This is a genomic window from Micromonospora sp. NPDC023888, from assembly GCF_040639415.1.
Lineage (GTDB): Bacteria > Actinomycetota > Actinomycetes > Mycobacteriales > Micromonosporaceae > Micromonospora.
The window spans coordinates 1-19,409 of the sequence record NZ_JBEZZW010000011.1 but is presented as its reverse complement, the minus strand read 5'-3'; the positions used below and the strand labels follow the sequence as shown (position 1 = coordinate 19,409).

Sequence of the window (19,409 nt, the reverse complement as noted above, 5' to 3'; positions counted from 1 at the left end):
CAGGCGTCATACCTCAATAGCGGCAAAAACGGAGAAATGCCCGAATAATCTGGCAGGCTCGACGTCATGACGCCGTCGTCCCCTTACGGCCCGCCCTCGCCGCCCGACCGGTTCGGCCGGCCGGCGTACGAAGGCGCGCGTCCCATGCTCGCCCGGATGCACCGGCGACGTCGCCGTACCCTGCTGCTCGGCGCGCTCGTGCTCGTGCTCGCCGCCGGCATCGGCGTGACGCTCAACCGGGGCGGCGAGCCGCCAGTCGGCGCTCCCGCCCCCACCCAGGGCGAGATGGGCCACGGAGGTGGGGCACCCGCGCACCCGGTACCCACCAGCTACCCCTCGGTCGGAGCCGGACGCTTCACGGCGGCCGACGGCGAGACGCCCGTGCACGGCACGGACGGGCCGCTGCGCCGTTACCGGGTAGTGGTCGAACGCGGCACCGGCCAGGACGCCGCCGCGTTCGCCGCCAAGGTGGACGAGGTGCTGACCGACGAGCGCAGTTGGATCGCCTCCGACGAGTTGCGGGTGCAACGGGTGGCCGACGCCGGAGCGGCGGACTTCACCATCTACCTGGCGACCCCTGTCACGTCCGAGCGGATGTGCGCCGAGGGTGGATTGACCACCGAGCGCTACACCTCCTGCCGCATGCCCGGCCAGGTCGTCATCAACCTGGCGCGCTGGATGGAGGCGGTGCCCGACTACGGTGCCCCGCTGGACACCTACCGCACCTACGTGATCAACCACGAGGTGGGCCACGAGTTCGGCGAGGAGCACGAGGCGTGCCCCGGCCCGGGGGAGCCCGCCCCGGTGATGCAGCAGCAGACGTACGGCCTGCAGGGCTGCGTCGCGAACGCCTGGCCCTACCTCGACGGCCGTCGCTACGCCGGGGACATCGTTCCCTGATCGGCCGTGTCGTCGGTTATTCCCGCTCCCGCATCGCGGACCAGTGTCGTCCCTCATGGCCGAGCGGGGCTCCCGCGAGCGACAATGGCGCGGTTCACACCGCCGATCCCGGGGAGTCCACCGTGTCGTTGCCCCCGCTCGTCGAGCCCGCCGCCGAGCTGACAGTTGACGAGATCCGCCGCTACTCACGCCATCTGATCATCCCGGATGTCGGAGTGACCGGGCAGAAGCGGCTGAAGAACGCCCGGGTGCTCTGTGTTGGCGCTGGTGGCCTCGGGTCGCCCGCCCTCATGTACCTTGCCGCGGCCGGGGTCGGCACGCTCGGCATCATCGACTTCGACACCGTCGACGAGTCCAACCTCCAGCGCCAGATCATCCACGGCGTCTCCGACATCGGCCGGTCCAAGGCCGAGTCCGCCGCCGCGTCGATCCGCGAGATCAACCCCCTGGTCCAGGTGGAGATCCACAACACCGCGCTGGACCGCGAGAACGTCCGGGAGATCTTCGCCCAGTACGACCTGATCGTCGACGGCACCGACAACTTCGCCACCCGCTACATGGTCAACGACGCGGCGGTGCTGCTCGGCAAGCCGTACGTCTGGGGCTCGATCTACCGCTTCGACGGCCAGGCCTCGGTGTTCTGGGCCGAGCACGGCCCCTGCTACCGCTGCCTCTACCCGGAGCCGCCGCCGCCCGGCATGGTCCCCTCCTGCGCCGAGGGCGGCGTGCTCGGTGTGCTCTGCGCGTCGATCGGGTCCATCCAGGTGAACGAGGCGATCAAGCTGCTGACCGGCATCGGTGAGCCGCTTGTCGGCCGCCTGATGGTCTACGACGCCCTGGAAATGGAATACCGCAAGATCAAGGTCCGGAAGGACCCGAACTGCGCGCTCTGCGGCGACAACCCGACGGTCACCGACCTGCTCGAAGACTACGAGGACTTCTGCGGCGCGGTCTCCGAGGAGGCCCAGGAGGCGACTGTCGACTCGACAATCACCGCCCTGGAGCTCAAGGAGTGGCAGGACGCCGGCAAGGACATCTTCCTGGTCGACGTCCGGGAGCCCGCCGAGTACGAGATCGTCCGCATCCCGGGCGCCACCCTGATCCCCAAGGGCGACATCATCTCCGGCGAGGCGCTGGCGAAGCTCCCGCAGGACAGGCAGATCGTGCTGCACTGCAAGTCCGGCGTCCGCTCGGCGGAGGCGCTCGCCGCGCTCAAGGCGGCCGGTTTCCGCGACGCCGTGCACGTGCAGGGCGGCGTGCTCTCCTGGATCAAGCAGATCGACCCGTCGCTGCCCGCGTACTGACCGACCGTCCCCGGGGTGACGCCCAGCCGCCGCCCCGGGGGTGACCCGGCCCGCCGGCAATCGACGCAGGTGACGCCGAGCAGCCCGCCGGCCGGAGCGAGGCAGCCACCGCGGGCTGGCCGATTCTCCGAGGCGGCATGGCGTCTGCGCAGGTAGCGTCTCCGTCGTGGTCGACTTGGAAGCCGCGATCGGGTTCGTCGTGGCGCATGGGGATGCGGTGGAGCGCGCCCGTCTCTCCTGGCTCCGCAACGGCACAGCGGTTCCCGTCGGGCTGCTGGAGATCGCCGAGGTCGGCCAGTCGCCCGACGGTGGTTGGCCGGCCACCTGGGGCGGCGGGACCGCCTCGATCGACGCCACCTGCTTCCGGCTCGCCGAGCTGGACGACCTGGGCGCGCTCAGCCGTCCGGCCGCCCGCCGCGCACTTGACTGGTTGGCGTCCCGGCAACAGGCCGACGGCGGTTGGGACGAGGACGCCTCGTTGGCCGACTCAGCTCCGGAGTGGGCCCGGCCCGGCGATCCGGAGGCTCAGTTCCTGCTGTCGGCAAACGCCGGTTTCTGGCTCACCGTCGCCGGTCGGGACGCCCGCGCCTCGGGCCCGCTCGACCATCGGGTCGGTGGGGCGTACGCCGGGGTGGTGCAGGCGGCGGCCCACTCGCTCGTCACGCGGCTGCGGCCGGACGGCACCTGGCCGTCGTTCCTCGCCGCCGGGTGGTTGAGCGCGGCGGTGCTGCACCGGCAGGAGATGTTCCAGGAGTCCGCGCGGATCCAGGTCGTGCTCGCCGAACGGATGCCGAAGATGTCCCCGGGTGACGTGGCCTGGCTGGCGGCCACGCTGCGCCGTGCCGGCATCGACCCACAAGACTGGATCATGGTGCGGGCGTTGCGCCGGCTGACCGAGACCCAGCGCAGCGACGGCGGTTGGGAAAGCGACGACGGCCACCAGTTCGACGTGCACACCACGCTGTCCGCGATCCGCGCCGCCCGACCCGCGCCGCCCGGCTGAGCGGGCCAGCCGGCGCGGCCACGCCGACCTAGCGCAGGTGCCCGTCCCCGGTGACGACGTACTTGGTGCTGGTCAGCTCGGGCAGGCCCATCGGACCACGCGCGTGCAGCTTCTGCGTGGAGATGCCGATCTCCGCGCCGAACCCGAACTCGCCACCGTCGGTGAAACGGGTCGACGCGTTCACCATCACCGCGGCCGAGTCCACCCGCGCGACGAACTCCCGGGCCGCGCTCGCCGAGTCGGTGAGGATCGCCTCGGTGTGCCCGGTGCCGTAGCGCCGGATGTGCCCGACGGCCGCGTCCAGCGAGTCGACCACCGCGACCGAGATGTCGGCGGACAGGTATTCGGTGGCGAAGTCCTCCTCGGTGGCCGGGACCACGGCGGCGGAGTACGCGGCCACCTCGGGGGAGCCGTGCACTGTCACCCCGGCTTCGGCGAAAGCGGCAAGCATCGGCGGCAGGAACGCGTCGGCGACGCCTGCGTGCACCAGCAGCGACTCGGCGGTGTTGCAGGTGGACAGGCGCTGCGTCTTGGCGTTCAACGTCACCGCGACGGCCCGCGACACGTCGGCGGCGGCGTCCACGTAGACGTGGCAGTTACCCACCCCGGTCTCGATCACCGGCACCGTCGACTCCTCGACCACGGCGCGGATCAGGGAAGCGCCACCACGGGGGATGAGCACGTCGACAAGCCCTCGGGCCCGCATCAGCTCCTTGACCGAGTCGCGGGAGCTGGCGTCGAGCAACTGCACCGCGTCGGCGGGCAGCCCGGCGCCGGCGACCGCGTCGCGCAGCACCGCGACCAGCGCCGCGTTGGAGTGCGCGGCCGAGGACGACCCGCGCAGCAGGGCCGCGTTGCCGGACTTCAGGCAGATCCCGGCGGCGTCCACTGTCACGTTCGGGCGCGCCTCGTAGATGATGCCGACCACCCCGAACGGCACCCGGATCTGGCGCAGCTCCAGCCCGTTGGGCAGGGTGGAACCGCGCACCACCTCGCCGACCGGGTCGGGCAGCGCGGCCAGCTCGCGCAGCGCGTCGGCGATGCCGGCCACCCGGCCCGCGTCGAGGGCCAGCCGGTCCAGCACGGCCGCGCTCAGCCCAGCCTCCCGGCCGGCCGCCAGGTCCGTCTCGTTCGCGGCCAGGATCTCCGGGGTACGCGCCACCAGCGCGTCGGCCATCGCCGCCAGCGCGGCGTCCTTGACCAGACGCGTGGTCACGGCCAACTCCGCGGCGGCGTCCCGCGCCCGACGGGCCTGCTCGACGACACTCATGCCAGCACTCCTCACAGCAGGACGAGATCGTCGCGGTGGACGACCTCCCGTTCGTACGCCGGGCCCAGCGCCGCGGCGAGTTCGGACGTGGAACGGCCGAGCAGCCCCGGCAGCTCCACCGCGTCGTAGTTGACCAACCCACGGGCGACCGACGCGCCTGCGGTGTCCACCAGGTCCACCGGGTCGCCAGCCGTGAAGGTGCCGTCCACAGCCGTGATGCCGGCGGGTAGCAGCGACTTGCGCCGCCCGACGACGGCCGCCACCGCGCCCGGGTCGAGGTGCAGCCGCCCCCGGGGCGACGTGGCGTGGGCCAGCCAGAACAGCCGGGCCGTCGGGCGTTGCCGTTGCGGATGGAACAGGGTGCCGACCGGTTCGCCGGCCAGGGCCGGCGCGGCCAGGCCGGCGGCGGTGAGCACCACCGGGATGCCGAAGCCGGTGGCGATCCGGGCGGCCTCGACCTTTGTCACCATGCCGCCGGTGCCGACGCCGGAGCGGCCGGCCCCGCCGATGGTGATCCCGGCGAGGTCCGCGTCGTCACGGACCTCGGCGATCCGGGTCGAGTGCGGATTGGTGGGGTCGCCGGTCCAGAGCGCGTCCACGTCGGAGAGGAGCACCAGCAGGTCGGCGTGCACCAGCGCGGCGACCAGGGCGGCGAGCCGGTCGTTGTCGCCGAACCGGATCTCCTGGGTGGCGACCGTGTCGTTCTCGTTGACGATCGGCACCGCCCCCAGGTCGAGCAGTTTGCGCAGCGTCCGGTACGCGTTGCGGTAGTGCGCCCGTCGGGTCACGTCGTCGACGGTGAGCAGCACCTGCCCGACGGTGCGGCCGTGCCGGGCGAAGCTGGCCGCGTACCTGCCGATCAGGAGGCCCTGCCCGACGCTGGCGGCGGCCTGCTGGGTGGCCAGGTCGCGCGGGCGTCGGGGCAGCCCGAGCGGGGCGAGGCCGGCGGCGATCGCGCCGGAGGAGACCAGCACCACCTCGCGGCCCTCGCTCGTCAGCCGGCCGAGGGTGTCGACGAGCGTGTCGACGCGCTCGTCGGCCAGCCCGCCGGTCGCGGTGGTCAACGAGGATGATCCGATCTTGACGACGACCCGCCGGGCCGCCGTGACTGCGTCGCGCACCCGACCATTCTGCGTGGTCACGGCCGCACCGCCCGGCGGCGTTCCCATATGGTGGCGGATTGTGACTCCTGACGAATACGTCGAGGCGGTGCTCGACCTGGTCGAGCGGATCCCGGAGGGCCGGGTGATGTCGTACGGCGGGGTCGCCGACGCCCTGGCCGAGCGCTCGGGCCGTGCCTCGGCGCGGCTGGTGGGCAACATCATGGCCCGCCACGGCGGTTCGGTGCCCTGGCACCGGGTGGTGACCTCCGCCGGCCGGTTGCCGCCGGGGCACGAGCGGGAGGCGCGGTCCCGGCTGCGCGCCGAGGGTGTGCCGCTGCGTGGCGAGGGCGTGGACATGGCGGCGGCCGGGTGGTCTCCGGACGGGGAGGGCTGACCGGCTCGGCACGCTCGGTGGCCGCCGACGCCCCGGCAGGGCGGTGCCCCGTCCCGGCCGGGGAGGGGGCACCGCGAGGTCGTTCAGAAGCGGATCGGGGAGGTCACCTGGTTGTCGTCCTTCTTCAGGTCGGGCCACCAGCGGTCCTGGGCGTCGCAGTGGAAGACGGAGAACCGCTGGGTCTGCGCGTTGGGTTTGGGCTTGTCCGGCACCAGATGGACGAACGTGTAACGGCGTGACTCGCCGACCGGCACCCCGGGCAACAGGCATGTCGGGTTGTCCGCCTGGAGCGAGGGGTCCGGATCGCACCGGGACCAGTCTCCGCCCGCCCGCTCGCCAACCTCGATGCCGTGGAACGCGACCTGGGGCGCGTCGACCGGCCCGGCGTTGGTGACCGTGAAGACGGTGGTGAGTTTGCGTCGGGTGTCCGCACCGGGGACGTCGACCAGCTCGTGGGTCATGCTCATCCGCAGGTCGGTGAGCCGGGGATCCTTGCCGAACGCCGTGGGACCGTCGGTCTGGCCGAACCGCTCGCCGTTCCACCGGTACGTCCGCACCTGCTCCCGGCGCAGGTAGCCCGGTGTGCCGCAGCAGGGCTGGATGTCGGCCACCCGCACCTCGACCGACCCGTTCCGGTTGACCTCCGTCGCGCGGATGTCGTCGAAACCGTCACCGGTCCGGACCACTCTGCCAAGCGTCACGATCCGGCCGTCCCGGTCCCGGTCGAAGGCCACCACCTGCTTCGCCGACGCCTCGCCGTACCGGCAGGAGACGACGGCGACGGTCTCGACCGCGCCGTCGCCGTCGAGGTCGCCGTACCCGAACGGAGCCTCCGCCAGCTCCGCCACGTAGGTGTCGTCCGTGTCGACCCGGAGCCGAACCTCGGCGGTGGCGCAGCCACCCTCCATCTCGCCCGGCTGCCAGTTCGGCAGGTCGACCCGTGCGGCGAGCAGTTGCGCCCTACTGATCCGCCCGTCCGGGGCGGTGGAGGTGACGCTCGGCGACGGTGACCCGGTCGACGGCGACGGCGTCGGTGGTGCCCACGGGGGCGAGGGCGTCGGTGTGACGGACTCCGCCGGCACCGGCGGAGTCTGGTCGTCGTCGTTCAGCGCGGCGTTGGCGACGACGGGGGCCACCACCAGCACGACGGCCGCCGCGGCCACGGCCGCCGCCGCCATCCGCCGTCGCCGGCGCAGCAGCCGCCGGGCCTGGTCGGGACCGGGACCGGCGACGCGGCTGATGACGTCGTTGCGGTACGCGCCGAGCCGCTGGCGCAGTCGCGGGTCGAGGTCAGACATCGCACACCCCCTCGGTGTTCTCGTCGAGCAGCCCGGCCAGGGCTGTCCGGCCGCGGTGCAACCAGGACTTCACGGTGCCCTCGGCCACCCCTTCCTGGGCGGCGATCTGGCTGACCGACAGGTCGGCCAGGTAGTGCAGGATCACCGCGCGCCGGTGGTTGGGGGGCAGTTGGGCAAGCGCCGCGTCGATGGCGACCCGGTCGGGTGTCGGGCCGGCCACCTCGGCCTCGCTGCGCCGTTGCCGCAGCAGGTGGTTGCGGGCGGTACGCAGGCGTCGCCAGCGGCTTCGGGCCAGGTTCCAGGCGACCCGGCGGACCCAGGCCACCGGGTCGTCGTAGCGGACCAGGCGGTCCCAGCGGGCCAGCGCCCGGTAGAACGCCTCCTGGGCCAGGTCCTGGGCATGGCCCAGATCTCCGGTGTACGCGCACAGTTGGGCGGTCACGCTGCCGAAGTGCGCGTGGTAGAAGTCGTCGAAGGTGATCGTCTCCTCGACCACCGCACCGGCCGTCCGTGCCGCCGGTGGCTCGTTGGCGCGGGCTCCCATCGTTGACGTCACTGTCCCTCCCCCGTGACCGCCAGGCTGATCTGCCCTCGGCGGTGGTAACACTCCAAGACTGCGGACGTGGTTGCGGGCTTCACTGCCGGCAACCTGACTAGTTAGATGTCCGCCACGAGCCGGCAGGTTCATGACCGCAGGAGGGGATGTGACCCACGACGCAACGTGAGTAATATTCGGCCCCATGAAAACGCCGCCGGGCGCCGGCTCGCTGCCTCGACGGGTACACGCCGGCTACGCGCTCGGCTCCCTGGCGACCGGTGCGTTCGGCACCGTGCCCGGTCTGCTGCTGCTGCCGTACCTGACCGACACGCTGGGTGTGGCCGCCGGCCTGGCCGCCCTGCTGGTGCTGCTGCCGAAGGCATGGGACGTGCTCGTCAACCCGGTCGCCGGCCGGATCTCCGACCGCACCCGGTCGCAGTGGGGCGCTCGCCGGCCCTACCTGCTCGTCGGCGGCCTCGCGCTCGCCGTCCTGTTCGCGTCGATCTTCGCGGCGCCGTTCGGCAACGGCCCGGCCGCCGCCGGGTACGTGGCGTTCGCCTTCCTCGCCACCGCCACCGCGTTCGCCTTCTTCCAGGTGCCGTACGTGGCGATGCCGGCGGAGCTGACCGACGACTATGCCGAGCGCACCCGGTTGATGACCTGGCGGATCGCGGTGCTGGCGCTTGCCATCCTGGTCTCCGGCGCGATCGCCCCGCTCGTGGTGACCGCCGGCGGGGACGGCGTGGCCGGGCACCGGTGGATGGGCCTGTTCGTGGCGGTGCTGATCGCCCTCGGTGCCCTCGGCGCGTTCCTCGGCACCCGCTCCGCGCCCACCGGCACGGTGGGCGGCAGCGAGCCCACGCTGCGCGCCCAGCTCGCCGTGGCCGGCGCCAACCGCCCCTTCCGGGCGCTGCTGATCTGCTTCGTGGTGCAGTCCGCCGGGGTGGCGACGATCCTGGCCGGCGTCAACTACTTCGCGGCCCAGATCCTGCGCGACGAGCAGAGCGGGCCGACCCTGCTCTTCGTCTGCTTCGTCGGGCCGGCGCTGCTGGTGATGCCCCTCTGGACCCGGGTCGGTGCCCGGCTCGGCAAGCGGACCGCGCTTGTCGTCGGCTCACTGATCCTCGCCGCCGGGGCGCTCATCCTGGTCGCCGCGCCGGTGCTGCCGCCGGTCGCGGTCTACCTGGTGGTAGCGGTCATCGGCGTGGGGTACGCCGGACAGCAGGTCTTCGCGCTGGCGATGCTGCCGGACTGCATCGCGTACGACACGGCGCGCACCGGTCGACGGCAGGCGGGTGTCTTCACCGGCCTGTGGACCGCCGGGGAGACCTTCGGCCTGGCGCTCGGCCCGGGCATCTACGGACTGGTGCTCCAACTCGCCGGCTACGTGTCCTCCGACACCGGCTCGGCGGCTGACCAGTCCGACACGGCCCGGCTGGGCGTGCTGCTCGGCTTCACGATCATCCCGGCCCTGCTGGTGGCCCCGCCCGTCCTCCTCCTACGCCGCTACACAGTGACCCCCGCCGTCCTGGCCGCCGCCACCCGTGATCGGCGTGTCGACCAGGAGGTCGCGGTGGGGGACCGCCACGAGAAGGGCACCATTACCTCATGATCGACGAGAGCAGGGTGGGGGCTGGGGCACTCCAGACCGCCGGGGTTCCCGCGGAACGGGTGTTGGCGGAGATCCGTCAACTGCGCGCCGCCGATCGACCGACGCACGGGGGGCAACTGTTCGCCTACGTCTACGACCCGGCGGTGCCGGGGCTGGACGAACTGGCTGCCGCCGCGCACCGGGAGAGCGCGCACGTCAACGGGCTGGACCCGACCGCCTTCCCCTCGCTGCTGGCCATGGAGAACGCACTTGTCGGTGCCGCCGGCCGCGTGCTCGGCGCCGGTCCCGGCACCACCGCCCCGGACGTCGTCGGCAGCGTCACCAGCGGAGGCACCGAGTCGCTGATCCTCGCCGTCAAGACGGCCCGGGACGCGCACCCGGAGATCGCCGAGCCCCGGATCGTGGTGCCGTCCACCGCGCACGCCGCGTTCGCCAAGGCGGCGCACTACCTGCGGGTGGCGCTTGACGTGGTGCCGGTGTCCCCGGACACGCTGCGCCCCGATCCGGCCGCGGTGGCCACCGCGATCCGCCCGGAGACGGTGCTTGTCGCCTGCTCCGCGCCGTCGTACGCGCACGGTGTGGTGGACCCGGTCGCCGAGATCGCCGCCGCGGCCGCCGACGCCGGGGTGCGCTGCCACGTGGACGCCTGCTTCGGCGGCTGGACCCTGCCCTACCTGCGCCGCCTCGGCGAGCCGGTGCCGGCGTTCGACTTCGCGGTCCCCGGGGTCACCTCCATCTCGGTGGACCTGCACAAGTACGCGTACGCGCCGAAGGGCGTGTCGGTGCTGCTGCACCGTGCGGCCCGGCTGCGTGCCCCGCAGTACTTCGCGTACGCGGACTGGCCCGGCTACACGATGATCAACCCGGTGATCGCGTCCACCCGTTCGGGCGGGCCGATCGCCGCCGCGTACGCGACTCTGCGGCACCTCGGCGACGACGGCTACCTGCGGCTGGCGGAAGTCACCAGGGACGCGGTCGCCGGCCTGGCCGACGCGGTCCGCGCCGTCGACGGGCTGCGGCTGCTGGCCGAACCCGAGTCCACAGTGGTCTGCTTCACCGCCACGGAGGGTGGCCCCGACCTGTTCGTGCTTGTCGACGAGTTGACCGCGCTCGGCTGGCACACCCAACCCCAGCTTTCGTACGCCGGACTGCCGGCGAGCGTGCACCTCACGGTGACCGCCTCGGTCGCGCCCCGGGTCGGCGACTTCGGCCCGGACCTGGCCGACGCGGTGAGCGCCGCCCGGGCGGCCGGTCCGGTCCGCCTGCCCGCGGAGTTGACGGCGCTTGCCGGTTCCCTCACCCCGGACGCGCTGACCCCGGAGCTGGTGGCGGGGCTGGCCGCCGGGCTGGGCCTGGGCGGCGAGCCGGATGGCGCCCCGCTGCCGGGGCGGATGGCGGTGGTGAACACACTGCTCGACGCCGCGCCGCCGGCGCTGCGGGAACGGTTGCTCGTCGAGTTCGTCGGGCTGCTGCAACGTCCCACCTGGTGACCCGGATGGTCAGCGGTACGCCATCCAGTCCACGTTGTCGGCGTCGTTGATCTCCACCATGAACTCGGCTCCGCTGTCCCTCGGCCGGACCTGCACCTCGGCCTCCCCGGGGCTCAGCGCGACCCCCTTCGCGACCCGGAAGCTGAGGTCCAGCCGCTTCTCCGCCCCCGCCGCCAGCTCACCAAGGTTGCAGGTCACCGGCTCGCTGGTGTGCTGGGGTTCGCCCGCACACGGTCTCCACCCGTCGACGTCCGGGCGCACCGGTTCGGGCACCCCCAGCCGCAACTCCACGCCGTGGACCGGTCTGGTGCCCCGGTTGCGTACCCGCACGGTGGTGGTACCCGTTCGGGAGCCGTCGTCCGCCGTGGTCAGCACCAGGTCGGTGGCGGTGACCGCGACGTCCGCCGAGTGCGGGTTCTGAGCGAAGGTCGTCGGCCCGGAGACCTGGGCGAAAGCGCCGCCCTTCCAGCGGTAGCCCCGCCACTGCCGCTGTGTCCACTCGGCGCGGAAGCCGCCGCCGGGGGCGATGTCGCCTACCTGCACGCGGACCGTGCCGTCAGCCACCACATCAAGCGCGAACATCCACTGCGGACTCTCCCTGACGCTGGCGACCACCCGGCCGAGCGCGATGACCCTTCCGTCCCGGTCGCGGCGGAGGGCGACCACCTGAAGCGGCCCGCCACTGCCGAGTACGCACTGCACCAGCGCCACCGTCTCCTCCGCGCCGTCCCCGTCGACGTCGCCGTGGTCGAGCGCCAGGAGCCAGTTCTCGCCCTCCCAGTCGGTGGCGGTGAGCGGCTTCGGCGACTTCGGGCAGTCCGCGCCGGCCTGCCACGACGGCAGGGTCACCGGCTCCGCGAGCAGTTGGGCCCGGCTGATCCGGCCCCCCGGCGCGGACGCGTTCGGGCTGGCGCTGGTCCCGGAAGGGCTGGGCGTCGGCGTCGGGGTGGGCGACACCGAGACGCTCGGCGTCGGCTCGACCGGACCCGGCCGGTGGTCCGGCCCGTCCATCGTCGCGTAGCCGAGGGCCGATCCGCCGAACAGCGCGAGCACCGCGGTGGCGGTGGTCACCAGCCGACGTCGGCCGCGGCCTCGCACCGTCCGTCGAACGGCTGCGGGCCCGGGCACCTCGATCTCGTCCAGCAGGGTACGGCGGTAGCGGGTGAACTCTTCGGCGAGGCCGATGGTCTCCTCAGACATCCCGCACCTCCTCGTTCGTGTCGCGTAGCTGGGCGGCGAGTGTGGCGCGGCCCCGGTGCAGCCAGGACTTGACAGTCCCCTCGGCGACCTGCTCCTGCGCCGCGATCTCCGCGACCGTCAGGTCGGCGAGGTAGTGCAGCACGACCGCCCGCCGCTGCTTCGGCGGCAACGTCGCCAACGCGGCGGTGAGGGCCACCCGGTCCGGGCTGGGCTCCGGGACGTGGGTCTCCCGCTGCCGCAGCAGCCACGTCTGGGCGGTCCGCAGCCGCCGCCAGCGGTTGTGGCCGAGGTTCCAGGCGACCTTGCGGACCCAGGCCACGGGGTCCTCGTAGCCGGCGATTCGGTCCCAACGCGCGTACGCCCGGCAGAACGCCTCCTGGACCAGGTCCTGCGCCTGCCCGCGGTCACCCGTGTACGCGGTCAACTGCACCACCAGCCCCCGGAAGTGCGCGTGGTAGAAGTCGTCAAAGACCAGTTCGGCGGCCTCCGGTGCGGACTTGCCCGGCGGGTCAGGTGGACGTCCGCCCACCCGTACTCCTCTTGTCACAAGCACTCGTCCTCCCCGTGGTGGCCGCGGGCGGCGTGGTCGCCAGCACCGGTCACACACCTGGGCGCGTCGGCAGGTTGCGGGTTAGTCGTTCGGGGTTCCTGTCATGTCCGGGACAGCGCGCCGCGAGGCACAGATCGGTCAATTGAACATCAGTCATCAATATTAATATGTATAACTATATGTAGGTTTCATAGCATTCGCCGGTTCCGTACGGTCAAGTCATCAAGCACCAAACGAGACGGGGAGAGAAAATGACGATGCGTCAGATCCTGATCAGCGGAGTGACGGCGGTGGCCGGACTCGCCTTCGGCCTGGGAGGCGCGGCGGCAGCCGTCACGGCGATCGGCCCCGGCCCGGGTGCGCCGGGCGAGATCGGTCCTGGCCCGGGCGTGTCCCTCGCCATCGGCCCCGGTCCGGGTGCGCCGGGTGAGATCGGCCCCGGCCCGGGTGCTCCCGGTGAGATCGGTCCCGGTCCGGGCGTGATCCTTGCCATCGGTCCGGGCCCGGGTGCGCCGGGTGAGATCGGTCCTGGTCCGGGCGTGATCCTTGCCATCGGTCCGGGCCCGGGTGCGCCGGGTGAGATCGGTCCTGGTCCGGGCGTGATCCTTGCCATCGGTCCCGGCCCGGGTGCGCCTGGGAAGATCGGTCCCGGTCCGGGCGTCGCGGAGTTGACCGCGCCCGGCGCCACGGTGTCAGCCTGAGCACTGCGTGACAGGCCCGGTCAGCGCTGCTGGCCGGGCCCGCCCGGCAGGTCGACCCCTGCCTGACGTGAGCCTTCACGATGACCCTGTTCGTCGGGGTGACGTGCGTAGCCCGGAGAAGCCACGAACGAGGCTCGGAGCTGCTGTGGTTGACTATCCGGTGGGGGACGGAAGGGGGCGGTCGTGCAGCTACCAGCAGTGGTGGGTGAGCCGATCCGGTTCGTGCTGAACTGGGGCCGCCGCTACTCGCTCTGGGTGTTCAACTTCGGTCTGGCCTGCTGCGCGATCGAGTTCATCGCCACCAGCATGGGTCGGCACGACTTCATCCGGCTCGGCGTGATCCCGTTCGCCCACGGCCCCCGACAGGCCGACCTGATGGTGGTGTCCGGCACGGTGACCGACAAGATGGCTCCGGCGATCAAGCGGCTCTACGACCAGATGCCCGAACCGAAGTACGTCATCTCGTTCGGCGCCTGCTCCAACTGCGGCGGCCCCTACTGGGATTCGTACTCGGTGACCAAGGGCGTCGACCAGCTCATCCCGGTCGACGTCTACGTGCCGGGCTGCCCGCCCCGGCCGGAGGCACTGCTGCACGGCATCCTGCGCCTACAGGAGAAGATCGCCGCCGAGCAGTCCGGCGTCGGCGGTGTGCCGCAGCGCGACGTGCTTGCCTCCCCGCTTGACGCGCCACCCCGCGAAGCCGCCGCCCCGCGCTCGGTCGACTCGCTCACCGCCGCGCCGGTACGCCCACCCGCCACGAACTGACGTACGGGTGGCCGGGCCGGACTAGCCTGCGCATCATGACCAGCTCCACAGACCAACGGTCCGCCCACATCGTCGACGTGCTCACCCAGGAGTTCGGCGCGTCGATGGCGATCGACCCGGCCGCCTTCCGCCGCAAGTTCCGGAAGATGGCCGCGTCGCCGTTCGCCTTCTACCGGGGCAGCGCCGCCCTGTTCTACGCCGACCAGCGCGGCGACTTCGCCGACGACCGGTTCCTCGACGAGCGGACCAGCCGGGTGTGGATCCACGGTGACCTGCACGCGGAGAACTTCGGCACCTACATGAACGCGTCCGGGCAACTCGTGTTCAACGTCAACGACTTCGACGAGGCGTACGTCGGGCCGTTCACCTGGGACCTGCGCCGGCTCGCTGCAAGCGTGGCGCTGCTCGGCTACGGCAAGGCGCTCTCCGACACGGCGATCGGCGATCTGGTCGCCGGCTTCGCCCGGTCGTACCTGACGGAGCTGCGGGCGATCGCCGCCGGCGGTGACGACGCGATCGGCTCGATCACCCTGGAGAACGCCGACGGGGTGCTGCGTCGGGTGCTCCAGCAGGCCCGACTCAACACCCGCGTGGACCTGCTCGCCACGCAGACCACCATCGACAACTACGAGCGGCGGTTCTCCGTCGGTGACGGGGTCTTCGAGGTCGACGACGCCACCCGGGACCGGGTGCGCGCCGCCTTCGAGGACTACCTGGGCACCCTGCCGACCGCCTCGACGCAGCTCCGGCCGGTGGCCGCCCGGATCAAGGACGTCGTGCTGCGCAAGGGCGTCGGCATCGGGTCCGCCGGGCTGCCGTCGTACAACCTGCTGCTGGAGGGGCACACCCAGGCCCTGGAGAACGACGTCGTCATCTACATGAAGCAGGCGCAGGTGCCGGCCGTGGCGCGGTACGTCAGCGACGAGTCGGTCCGCGGCTACTTCCAGCACCAGGGGCACCGGACCGCCGAGTCGCAGCGGGCGTTGCAGGCACACGCCGACCCGTGGCTGGGCTTCACCGAGCTGGACGGGGCCGGCCAGCTCGTCGCCGAGGTCTCCCCGTACGCCGCGGACCTGGACTGGTCGGACGTGAACGAGCCGGAGGAGTTGACCGGGGTGCTCGTCGACCTGGGCCGGGCGGTGGCCCGGATGCACTCGGTCGCCGACGACGAGTCCAGCCACGACCTGGTGGACTACTCCACCGAGGAGGCGATCGTGGCCGCGGTGGACGCCGACGAGTCGGGCTTCGTCACCCACCTGGTGGATTTCGCGCACGCGTACGGGGTGCGCGCCCGGCAGGACCACCAGCTCTTCGTCGACCTGTTCCGCAACGGCCGGCTGCCGGGCATCTGAGCGGGCGGGGCGGTGCTCAGGAGGCGAACTCCAACACCACCTTGATGTCGTCCGGCCCGGCGGTGTACGCGTCTGCGTACCTGTTCACCGGCACCCGGCGGGTGATCAGCGACTCCAACCAGATCTGGTCGGCGCGGGCCAGCGCCTGCGCGGCCATGTTCCAGTGCCGCCGGTTGGCGTTCACCGAGCCGAACACCACGTTGTTCTCCAGCACCAACGCCCGGTTGAGCGCACCGGCGTCGAAGTCGATGCTCCGACCGCCGCTGGACACCCCGGCCAGGCAGACGATCCCGGTCGGGCCCGCCTTGCACATGACGTCGAGGACCACAGTGGGCGCGCCGGTGCACTCGATCACCACGTCCGGTTCGAAGGGCAGGTCGTTGACCGGCACCGCGTGGTAGGTGGCGCCGAGCCCGGCGACCAGTTCCGGCTTCGGCCCGTCGGTGGCCCGGTCCAGCACGTGGACGGTGAGCCCACGCTGGGTGCCGAGCAGGGCGGCCAGCAGCCCGATCGGCCCGGCCCCGGTGACCAGGACGGTCTGCGGCTGCCACTCGGCCCGGTGCCCGATCCGCTCGATGTGGTCCCAGGCCTTCGCCACCACGCTCGTCGGTTCCAACAGCACGCCGACCTGGGCCAGTGCCGGGTCGAGCCCGACCGCGAACCGGGGCTCGATCCGCCAGCGGTCGCGGGCGAACCCGGGCAGCGCCTTGATGCCGTGTTCGGTGTACTGACCGTTGCGGCACATGTCCCACTCGCCGACCGCGCAGTTGAGGCAGGGGACGGGGTCGGGATGCCGGACGATCCCGGCCACCAGGTCACCGGGTTGCAGCGTGCCGCTGGCGTCCTCGATCACCCGGCCCAGCGACTCGTGCCCGATGACCAGGCGGTCCGCACCCGGCGGCGCCTCGCCGAACTCCCCGGCGATGATCTCGTGGTCCGTGCCGCAGATCCCGACCGCCAGGGCCTCGACGAGCATCGAGCCCTCCTCGGCAGCCGGCTCCGGCTGATCCTCGACGAGGCTCAGTGAGTTGGCGACTCCAGGTTTCACAGTCACAGCGCGCACGTCCTCATCCTTCCCTGCCGATGGCCGCGCCGCTCCCAAAGCCGGCAGATCACCGGGCCTCGGCGGCGGCCAGGCGCGGACCCGACCGGCACTAGGATCAGCGGCATGACTCCCGAAGCCCTCGGCGCTCGGCTGGTCGCGCTGCTCGCGCCGGTTGCGGCGACCCCGTCGGTCTCCGGCGGCCAACGGTTCGCCCGCGCCACCGTGGACGTCCCGCCGGACACCTGGCTCACCGCCGTTCGGGCCGCCCGCGACGACGACGAGTTGGCCTGCGACTTCTTCGACTGGCTCTCCGCCGTCGACGAGTTGACCGACGGCTTCGACGTGGTGGCGCACCTCTGGTCGACGCGGCTGCGGCACGGTGTGCTGCTGCGTACCCGGCTGCCGCGCGCCGCGCCCACTGTCGCCTCGGTGGTCGACGTCTACCCGGGCGCCGCCTGGCACGAGCGGGAGACGCACGAGATGTTCGGCATCGACTTCGCCGGCCACAAGGACCTGCTACCGCTGTTGCTGCCACCGGAGTTCGAGGGTCACCCACTGCGCAAGGAGTTCGTGCTCGCCTCCCGGGTGGCGAAGCCCTGGCCGGGCGCAAAGGAGCCGGGCGAGTCCGAGGCCGGTGGTGGACGCCGGCCGATCCGCCCGCCGGGCGTGCCCGCTCCGGGCGAGTGGGGGACCACGCCCACCCCGGCCGGCGCCGGTGGCGTGGGGGAGGGCCCGCGCGGCGGCACCCCGGCCCGCCCGGCCGGTGAGCGTCCGGCGCGGCCCGCGCCGGGGGCCCGTCCGGCGCGTACTCCCCGGTCCGCCGCGGGTGACGACGGCTCGGCCGCGCCCGCGCCCGCGCCCGATGCGGCCGCGCCCGCGCGGGACGCGTCTGCTGGCGGCCCGGCCGCGCCCGCTGACGACCCGCCCGCTGATGGCCCGGCCGCGTCCGTTGGCGGGCCGGGCTCAGACGACAAGCCGCTGTCGGGTCCGGTCGCGGACCCGCCGGCCCGCGACGGCCGCGCCGACGACGACGGGGGTACGACCTGATGCCGCTCTGGGTGGAGCTGGTGCTGCGGGTGGGTGGCGTGCTCGTCGCGTTCCTCACCCTGCCGTTGCTGGTCGGCCAGGCCGAGCACAAGGTGATGGCGCACATGCAGGGCCGGCTCGGCCCGATGTACGCGGGCGGCTTCCACGGTTGGGCCCAGTTGGTCGCGGACGGGGTCAAGTTCGTGCAGAAGGAGGACGTGACCCCGCGTGAGGCCGACCGGGCGGTGTTCCGGCTGGCCCCGGCGGTGGCCCTGGTGCCCTACCTGCTGGTGCTGCTGGTCATCCCGCTCGGCCCGAACGACCTGGTCGGGCAACCGTTGGACATCGGCTTGTTCTTCGTGTTGGCCGTGGTCGGTGTCGGCGTCGTGGCGGTGCTCATGTCGGCCTGGGCGTCGGCCAACAAGTACAGCCTGCTCGGTGGGCTGCGGGGGGCCGCCCAGTTGCTCGGTTACGAGCTGCCGCTGGTGCTGGCCGCCGCCTCGGTGGCGATGGCGGCGGGCACGCTCAGCCTCTCCGGCATCGTCGAGGCGTGGCAGCCGTGGTGGCTGCTCTGGCAGGCACCCGCGATGATCGTTTTCTTCGTCGCCGGGCTGGCCGAGATCCGCCGGCCACCGTTCGACATGCCGGTGGCGGATTCGGAGCTGGTGTTCGGCTACATGACCGAATACACGGGTCTGCGCTTCGCGTTCTTCCTACTCGCCGAGTACGTCGGCATCGTGGTGATCGCCGCGCTGACCACTGTGCTGTTCCTCGGCGGGTGGCAGGGCCCGTTCGCCGACGATCAGCTCGGCTGGCTCTGGACGCTGCTCAAGATCTTTGCCGTGTCCTTCGTGATCATCTGGCTTCGGGTGTCCTACCCCCGGCTACGTGAGGACCAGCTCCAGCGCCTCTGCTGGCTGGTGCTGGTGCCGGCATCGCTCGCGCAACTGGTCCTCACGGCAGCCGTCCGCGTCGCCCTGTAAACCCGCCCCGCGAGGGGCACGCGAGTTCAGCGCAGTGGGGTGTGCGCCGGGTCGACGGGCTCAGCCGGCGGCGGAGGCGGGGTGCCGTCGCCGAAGGGGCGGCCGCCCAGTGTTTCCCGGCCGTGCGGGGTGAGCCAGTTGGACAGGTCGGGGCCGAGCGGCACGATCCCGGTCGGGTTGATGTCGCGGTGCACCTCGTAGTAGTGGCGCTTGATGTGGTCGAAGTCGATGGTGTCGCCGAAGCCGGGGGTCTGGAACAGGTCCCGGGCGTAGGCCCACAGCACCGGCATCTCGCTGAGTTTCTGCCTGTTGCATTTGAAGTGGCCGTGGTAGACCGGGTCGAAGCGGACGAGTGTGGTGAACAGTCGCACGTCGGCTTCGGTGATGGTGTCGCCGACCAGGTAGCGCTGGTCGGTCAGCCGCTCGGTGAGCCAGTCCAGCCGGTCGAAGAGCCGGTGGTACGCCTTGTCGTACGCTTCCTGGCTGCCGGCGAAGCCGCACCGGTAGACGCCGTTGTTGACGTCCCGGAAGATCACGTCGTTGACCTCGTCGATCTGCGCGCGCAGGTGCTCGGGATAGAGCTGCGGGGCACCCGGACGGTGGTACGCCCGCCACTGGGTGGAGAGGTCGAGGCTCATCTGCGCGTAGTCGTTGGTCACCACCTGCCCGGTCGGTACGTCGACGATCGCCGGGACGGTGATGCCGCGCTCGTAGCCGGGGAAGCGCTTGAAGTAGGCCTCCTGGATGCGTTCGATGCCGAGCACCGGGTCCCGGCCGCCCGGGTCGAGGTCGAAGGTCCAGCTCCGGGCGTCGTGGGTCGGGCCGGCCACCGCCATCGAGATGGCGTCCTCCAGGCCGAGCAGCCGTCGCACGAT

Annotated in this window: 17 protein-coding genes and 2 pseudogenes; 11 read left to right on the top strand and 8 right to left on the bottom strand. The window is 72.2% G+C overall.

All coding sequences use genetic code 11. The features are described 5' to 3' along the window. The first annotated feature begins 156 nt into the window (after positions 1-156). From AB0F61_RS12355 to AB0F61_RS12345, 3 genes and pseudogenes are all read left to right on the top strand, one after another. Positions 157-900: a DUF3152 domain-containing protein gene (locus AB0F61_RS12355; protein WP_357807686.1), complete on the top strand. Its 744-nt coding sequence runs from the start codon at positions 157-159 to the stop codon at positions 898-900. Between the two features lie 55 nt (positions 901-955). Continuing rightward, a pseudogene (gene moeZ, locus AB0F61_RS12350) lies at positions 956-2,204 on the top strand (adenylyltransferase/sulfurtransferase MoeZ). Between the two features lie 166 nt (positions 2,205-2,370). Continuing rightward, positions 2,371-3,207 (top strand): prenyltransferase/squalene oxidase repeat-containing protein, encoded by an 837-nt coding sequence (locus tag AB0F61_RS12345; RefSeq protein ID WP_357807683.1) that lies wholly within the window; start codon positions 2,371-2,373, stop codon positions 3,205-3,207. 28 nt (positions 3,208-3,235) lie between these two features. Here the strand turns inward: AB0F61_RS12345 and AB0F61_RS12340 are convergent, their stop codons facing one another. Together AB0F61_RS12340 and proB are read right to left on the bottom strand one after the other, a co-directional pair. After that, on the bottom strand, positions 3,236-4,477 hold the full coding sequence (locus AB0F61_RS12340) for a glutamate-5-semialdehyde dehydrogenase (RefSeq protein ID WP_357807680.1): 1,242 nt from the start codon (positions 4,475-4,477) through the stop codon (positions 3,236-3,238). 11 nt (positions 4,478-4,488) lie between these two features. After that, positions 4,489-5,646, bottom strand: coding sequence for a glutamate 5-kinase (gene proB, locus AB0F61_RS12335; RefSeq protein ID WP_357807678.1), 1,158 nt, complete (start codon positions 5,644-5,646; stop codon positions 4,489-4,491). A 13-nt stretch (positions 5,647-5,659) separates the two neighbouring features. On the opposite strand from proB, the gene AB0F61_RS12330 reads away from it, so the two are divergent. Then, entirely contained in the window at positions 5,660-5,974 is a 315-nt protein-coding gene (locus AB0F61_RS12330; protein ID WP_357807675.1) for an MGMT family protein, read from the top strand. An 83-nt stretch (positions 5,975-6,057) separates the two neighbouring features. Here the strand turns inward: AB0F61_RS12330 and AB0F61_RS12325 are convergent, their stop codons facing one another. Both AB0F61_RS12325 and AB0F61_RS12320 read right to left on the bottom strand, forming a co-directional pair. Further along, positions 6,058-7,272, bottom strand: coding sequence for a hypothetical protein (locus AB0F61_RS12325; RefSeq protein WP_357807671.1), 1,215 nt, complete (start codon positions 7,270-7,272; stop codon positions 6,058-6,060). Continuing rightward, a complete protein-coding gene (locus AB0F61_RS12320) occupies positions 7,265-7,828 on the bottom strand; it encodes a SigE family RNA polymerase sigma factor (RefSeq protein WP_357807668.1) in 564 nt (187 codons plus the stop codon). Before AB0F61_RS12320 ends, AB0F61_RS12325 begins: the two co-directional genes overlap by 8 nt. 184 nt (positions 7,829-8,012) lie before the next feature. Here AB0F61_RS12320 and AB0F61_RS12315 point away from each other — a divergent pair, with 184 nt between their 5' ends. Both AB0F61_RS12315 and AB0F61_RS12310 read left to right on the top strand, forming a co-directional pair. Next, positions 8,013-9,422 (top strand): MFS transporter, encoded by a 1,410-nt coding sequence (locus tag AB0F61_RS12315; RefSeq protein WP_357807666.1) that lies wholly within the window; start codon positions 8,013-8,015, stop codon positions 9,420-9,422. Next, positions 9,419-10,912 (top strand): aminotransferase class V-fold PLP-dependent enzyme, encoded by a 1,494-nt coding sequence (locus AB0F61_RS12310; RefSeq protein ID WP_357807663.1) that lies wholly within the window; start codon positions 9,419-9,421, stop codon positions 10,910-10,912. Before AB0F61_RS12315 ends, AB0F61_RS12310 begins: the two co-directional genes overlap by 4 nt. Positions 10,913-10,921: 9 nt before the next feature. Here the strand turns inward: AB0F61_RS12310 and AB0F61_RS12305 are convergent, their stop codons facing one another. Both AB0F61_RS12305 and AB0F61_RS12300 read right to left on the bottom strand, forming a co-directional pair. After that, on the bottom strand, positions 10,922-12,112 hold the full coding sequence (locus AB0F61_RS12305) for a hypothetical protein (RefSeq protein WP_357807661.1): 1,191 nt from the start codon (positions 12,110-12,112) through the stop codon (positions 10,922-10,924). Then, positions 12,105-12,641 carry a SigE family RNA polymerase sigma factor gene (locus AB0F61_RS12300; protein ID WP_357807658.1) on the bottom strand — a complete coding sequence of 179 codons (537 nt, stop codon included), beginning with the start codon at positions 12,639-12,641 and terminating at the stop codon, positions 12,105-12,107. Before AB0F61_RS12300 ends, AB0F61_RS12305 begins: the two co-directional genes overlap by 8 nt. 272 nt (positions 12,642-12,913) lie before the next feature. On the opposite strand from AB0F61_RS12300, the gene AB0F61_RS12295 reads away from it, so the two are divergent. From AB0F61_RS12295 to AB0F61_RS12285, 3 genes are all read left to right on the top strand, one after another. Beyond that, the gene (locus AB0F61_RS12295; protein ID WP_357807656.1) at positions 12,914-13,363 is read left to right on the top strand and encodes a hypothetical protein; all 450 of its coding nucleotides are present in this window, start codon (positions 12,914-12,916) and stop codon (positions 13,361-13,363) included. Between the two features lie 183 nt (positions 13,364-13,546). Then, positions 13,547-14,128, top strand: coding sequence for an NADH-quinone oxidoreductase subunit B family protein (locus AB0F61_RS12290; protein WP_357807653.1), 582 nt, complete (start codon positions 13,547-13,549; stop codon positions 14,126-14,128). A gap of 35 nt (positions 14,129-14,163) precedes the next feature. Further along, a complete protein-coding gene (locus AB0F61_RS12285; RefSeq protein WP_357807649.1) occupies positions 14,164-15,480 on the top strand; it encodes a DUF2252 domain-containing protein in 1,317 nt (438 codons plus the stop codon). Positions 15,481-15,496: 16 nt separating this feature from the next. On the opposite strand, the gene AB0F61_RS12280 is transcribed toward AB0F61_RS12285, so the two are convergent. Beyond that, positions 15,497-16,543 carry a glucose 1-dehydrogenase gene (locus AB0F61_RS12280; protein WP_357807647.1) on the bottom strand — a complete coding sequence of 349 codons (1,047 nt, stop codon included), beginning with the start codon at positions 16,541-16,543 and terminating at the stop codon, positions 15,497-15,499. 105 nt (positions 16,544-16,648) lie between these two features. Here AB0F61_RS12280 and AB0F61_RS12275 point away from each other — a divergent pair. Further along, positions 16,649-17,215, top strand: a pseudogene (locus AB0F61_RS12275) (NADH-quinone oxidoreductase subunit C); the annotation flags it as partial. Positions 17,216-17,571: 356 nt separating this feature from the next. After that, entirely contained in the window at positions 17,572-18,534 is a 963-nt protein-coding gene (locus tag AB0F61_RS12270; protein ID WP_357807644.1) for a complex I subunit 1 family protein, read from the top strand. Between the two features lie 26 nt (positions 18,535-18,560). Here the strand turns inward: AB0F61_RS12270 and AB0F61_RS12265 are convergent. After that, on the bottom strand, positions 18,561-19,409 hold an 849-nt coding region (locus AB0F61_RS12265), incomplete at its 5' end, for a glutathione S-transferase C-terminal domain-containing protein (RefSeq protein WP_357807641.1).

Excerpts from the sequence above, each read along its gene's own strand:
- AB0F61_RS12355 (WP_357807686.1), top strand. The coding sequence starts at position 157 with ATGCACCGGCGACGTCGCCGTACCCTGCTGCTCGGCGCGCTCGTGCTC.
- AB0F61_RS12340 (WP_357807680.1), bottom strand. The coding sequence starts at position 4,477 with ATGAGTGTCGTCGAGCAGGCCCGTCGGGCGCGGGACGCCGCCGCGGAG.
- proB (WP_357807678.1), bottom strand. The coding sequence starts at position 5,646 with ATGGGAACGCCGCCGGGCGGTGCGGCCGTGACCACGCAGAATGGTCGG.
- AB0F61_RS12325 (WP_357807671.1), bottom strand. The coding sequence starts at position 7,272 with ATGTCTGACCTCGACCCGCGACTGCGCCAGCGGCTCGGCGCGTACCGC.
- AB0F61_RS12315 (WP_357807666.1), top strand. The coding sequence starts at position 8,013 with ATGAAAACGCCGCCGGGCGCCGGCTCGCTGCCTCGACGGGTACACGCC.
- AB0F61_RS12310 (WP_357807663.1), top strand. The coding sequence starts at position 9,419 with ATGATCGACGAGAGCAGGGTGGGGGCTGGGGCACTCCAGACCGCCGGG.
- AB0F61_RS12305 (WP_357807661.1), bottom strand. The coding sequence starts at position 12,112 with ATGTCTGAGGAGACCATCGGCCTCGCCGAAGAGTTCACCCGCTACCGC.
- AB0F61_RS12295 (WP_357807656.1), top strand. The coding sequence starts at position 12,914 with ATGACGATGCGTCAGATCCTGATCAGCGGAGTGACGGCGGTGGCCGGA.
- AB0F61_RS12285 (WP_357807649.1), top strand. The coding sequence starts at position 14,164 with ATGACCAGCTCCACAGACCAACGGTCCGCCCACATCGTCGACGTGCTC.
- AB0F61_RS12270 (WP_357807644.1), top strand. The coding sequence starts at position 17,572 with ATGCCGCTCTGGGTGGAGCTGGTGCTGCGGGTGGGTGGCGTGCTCGTC.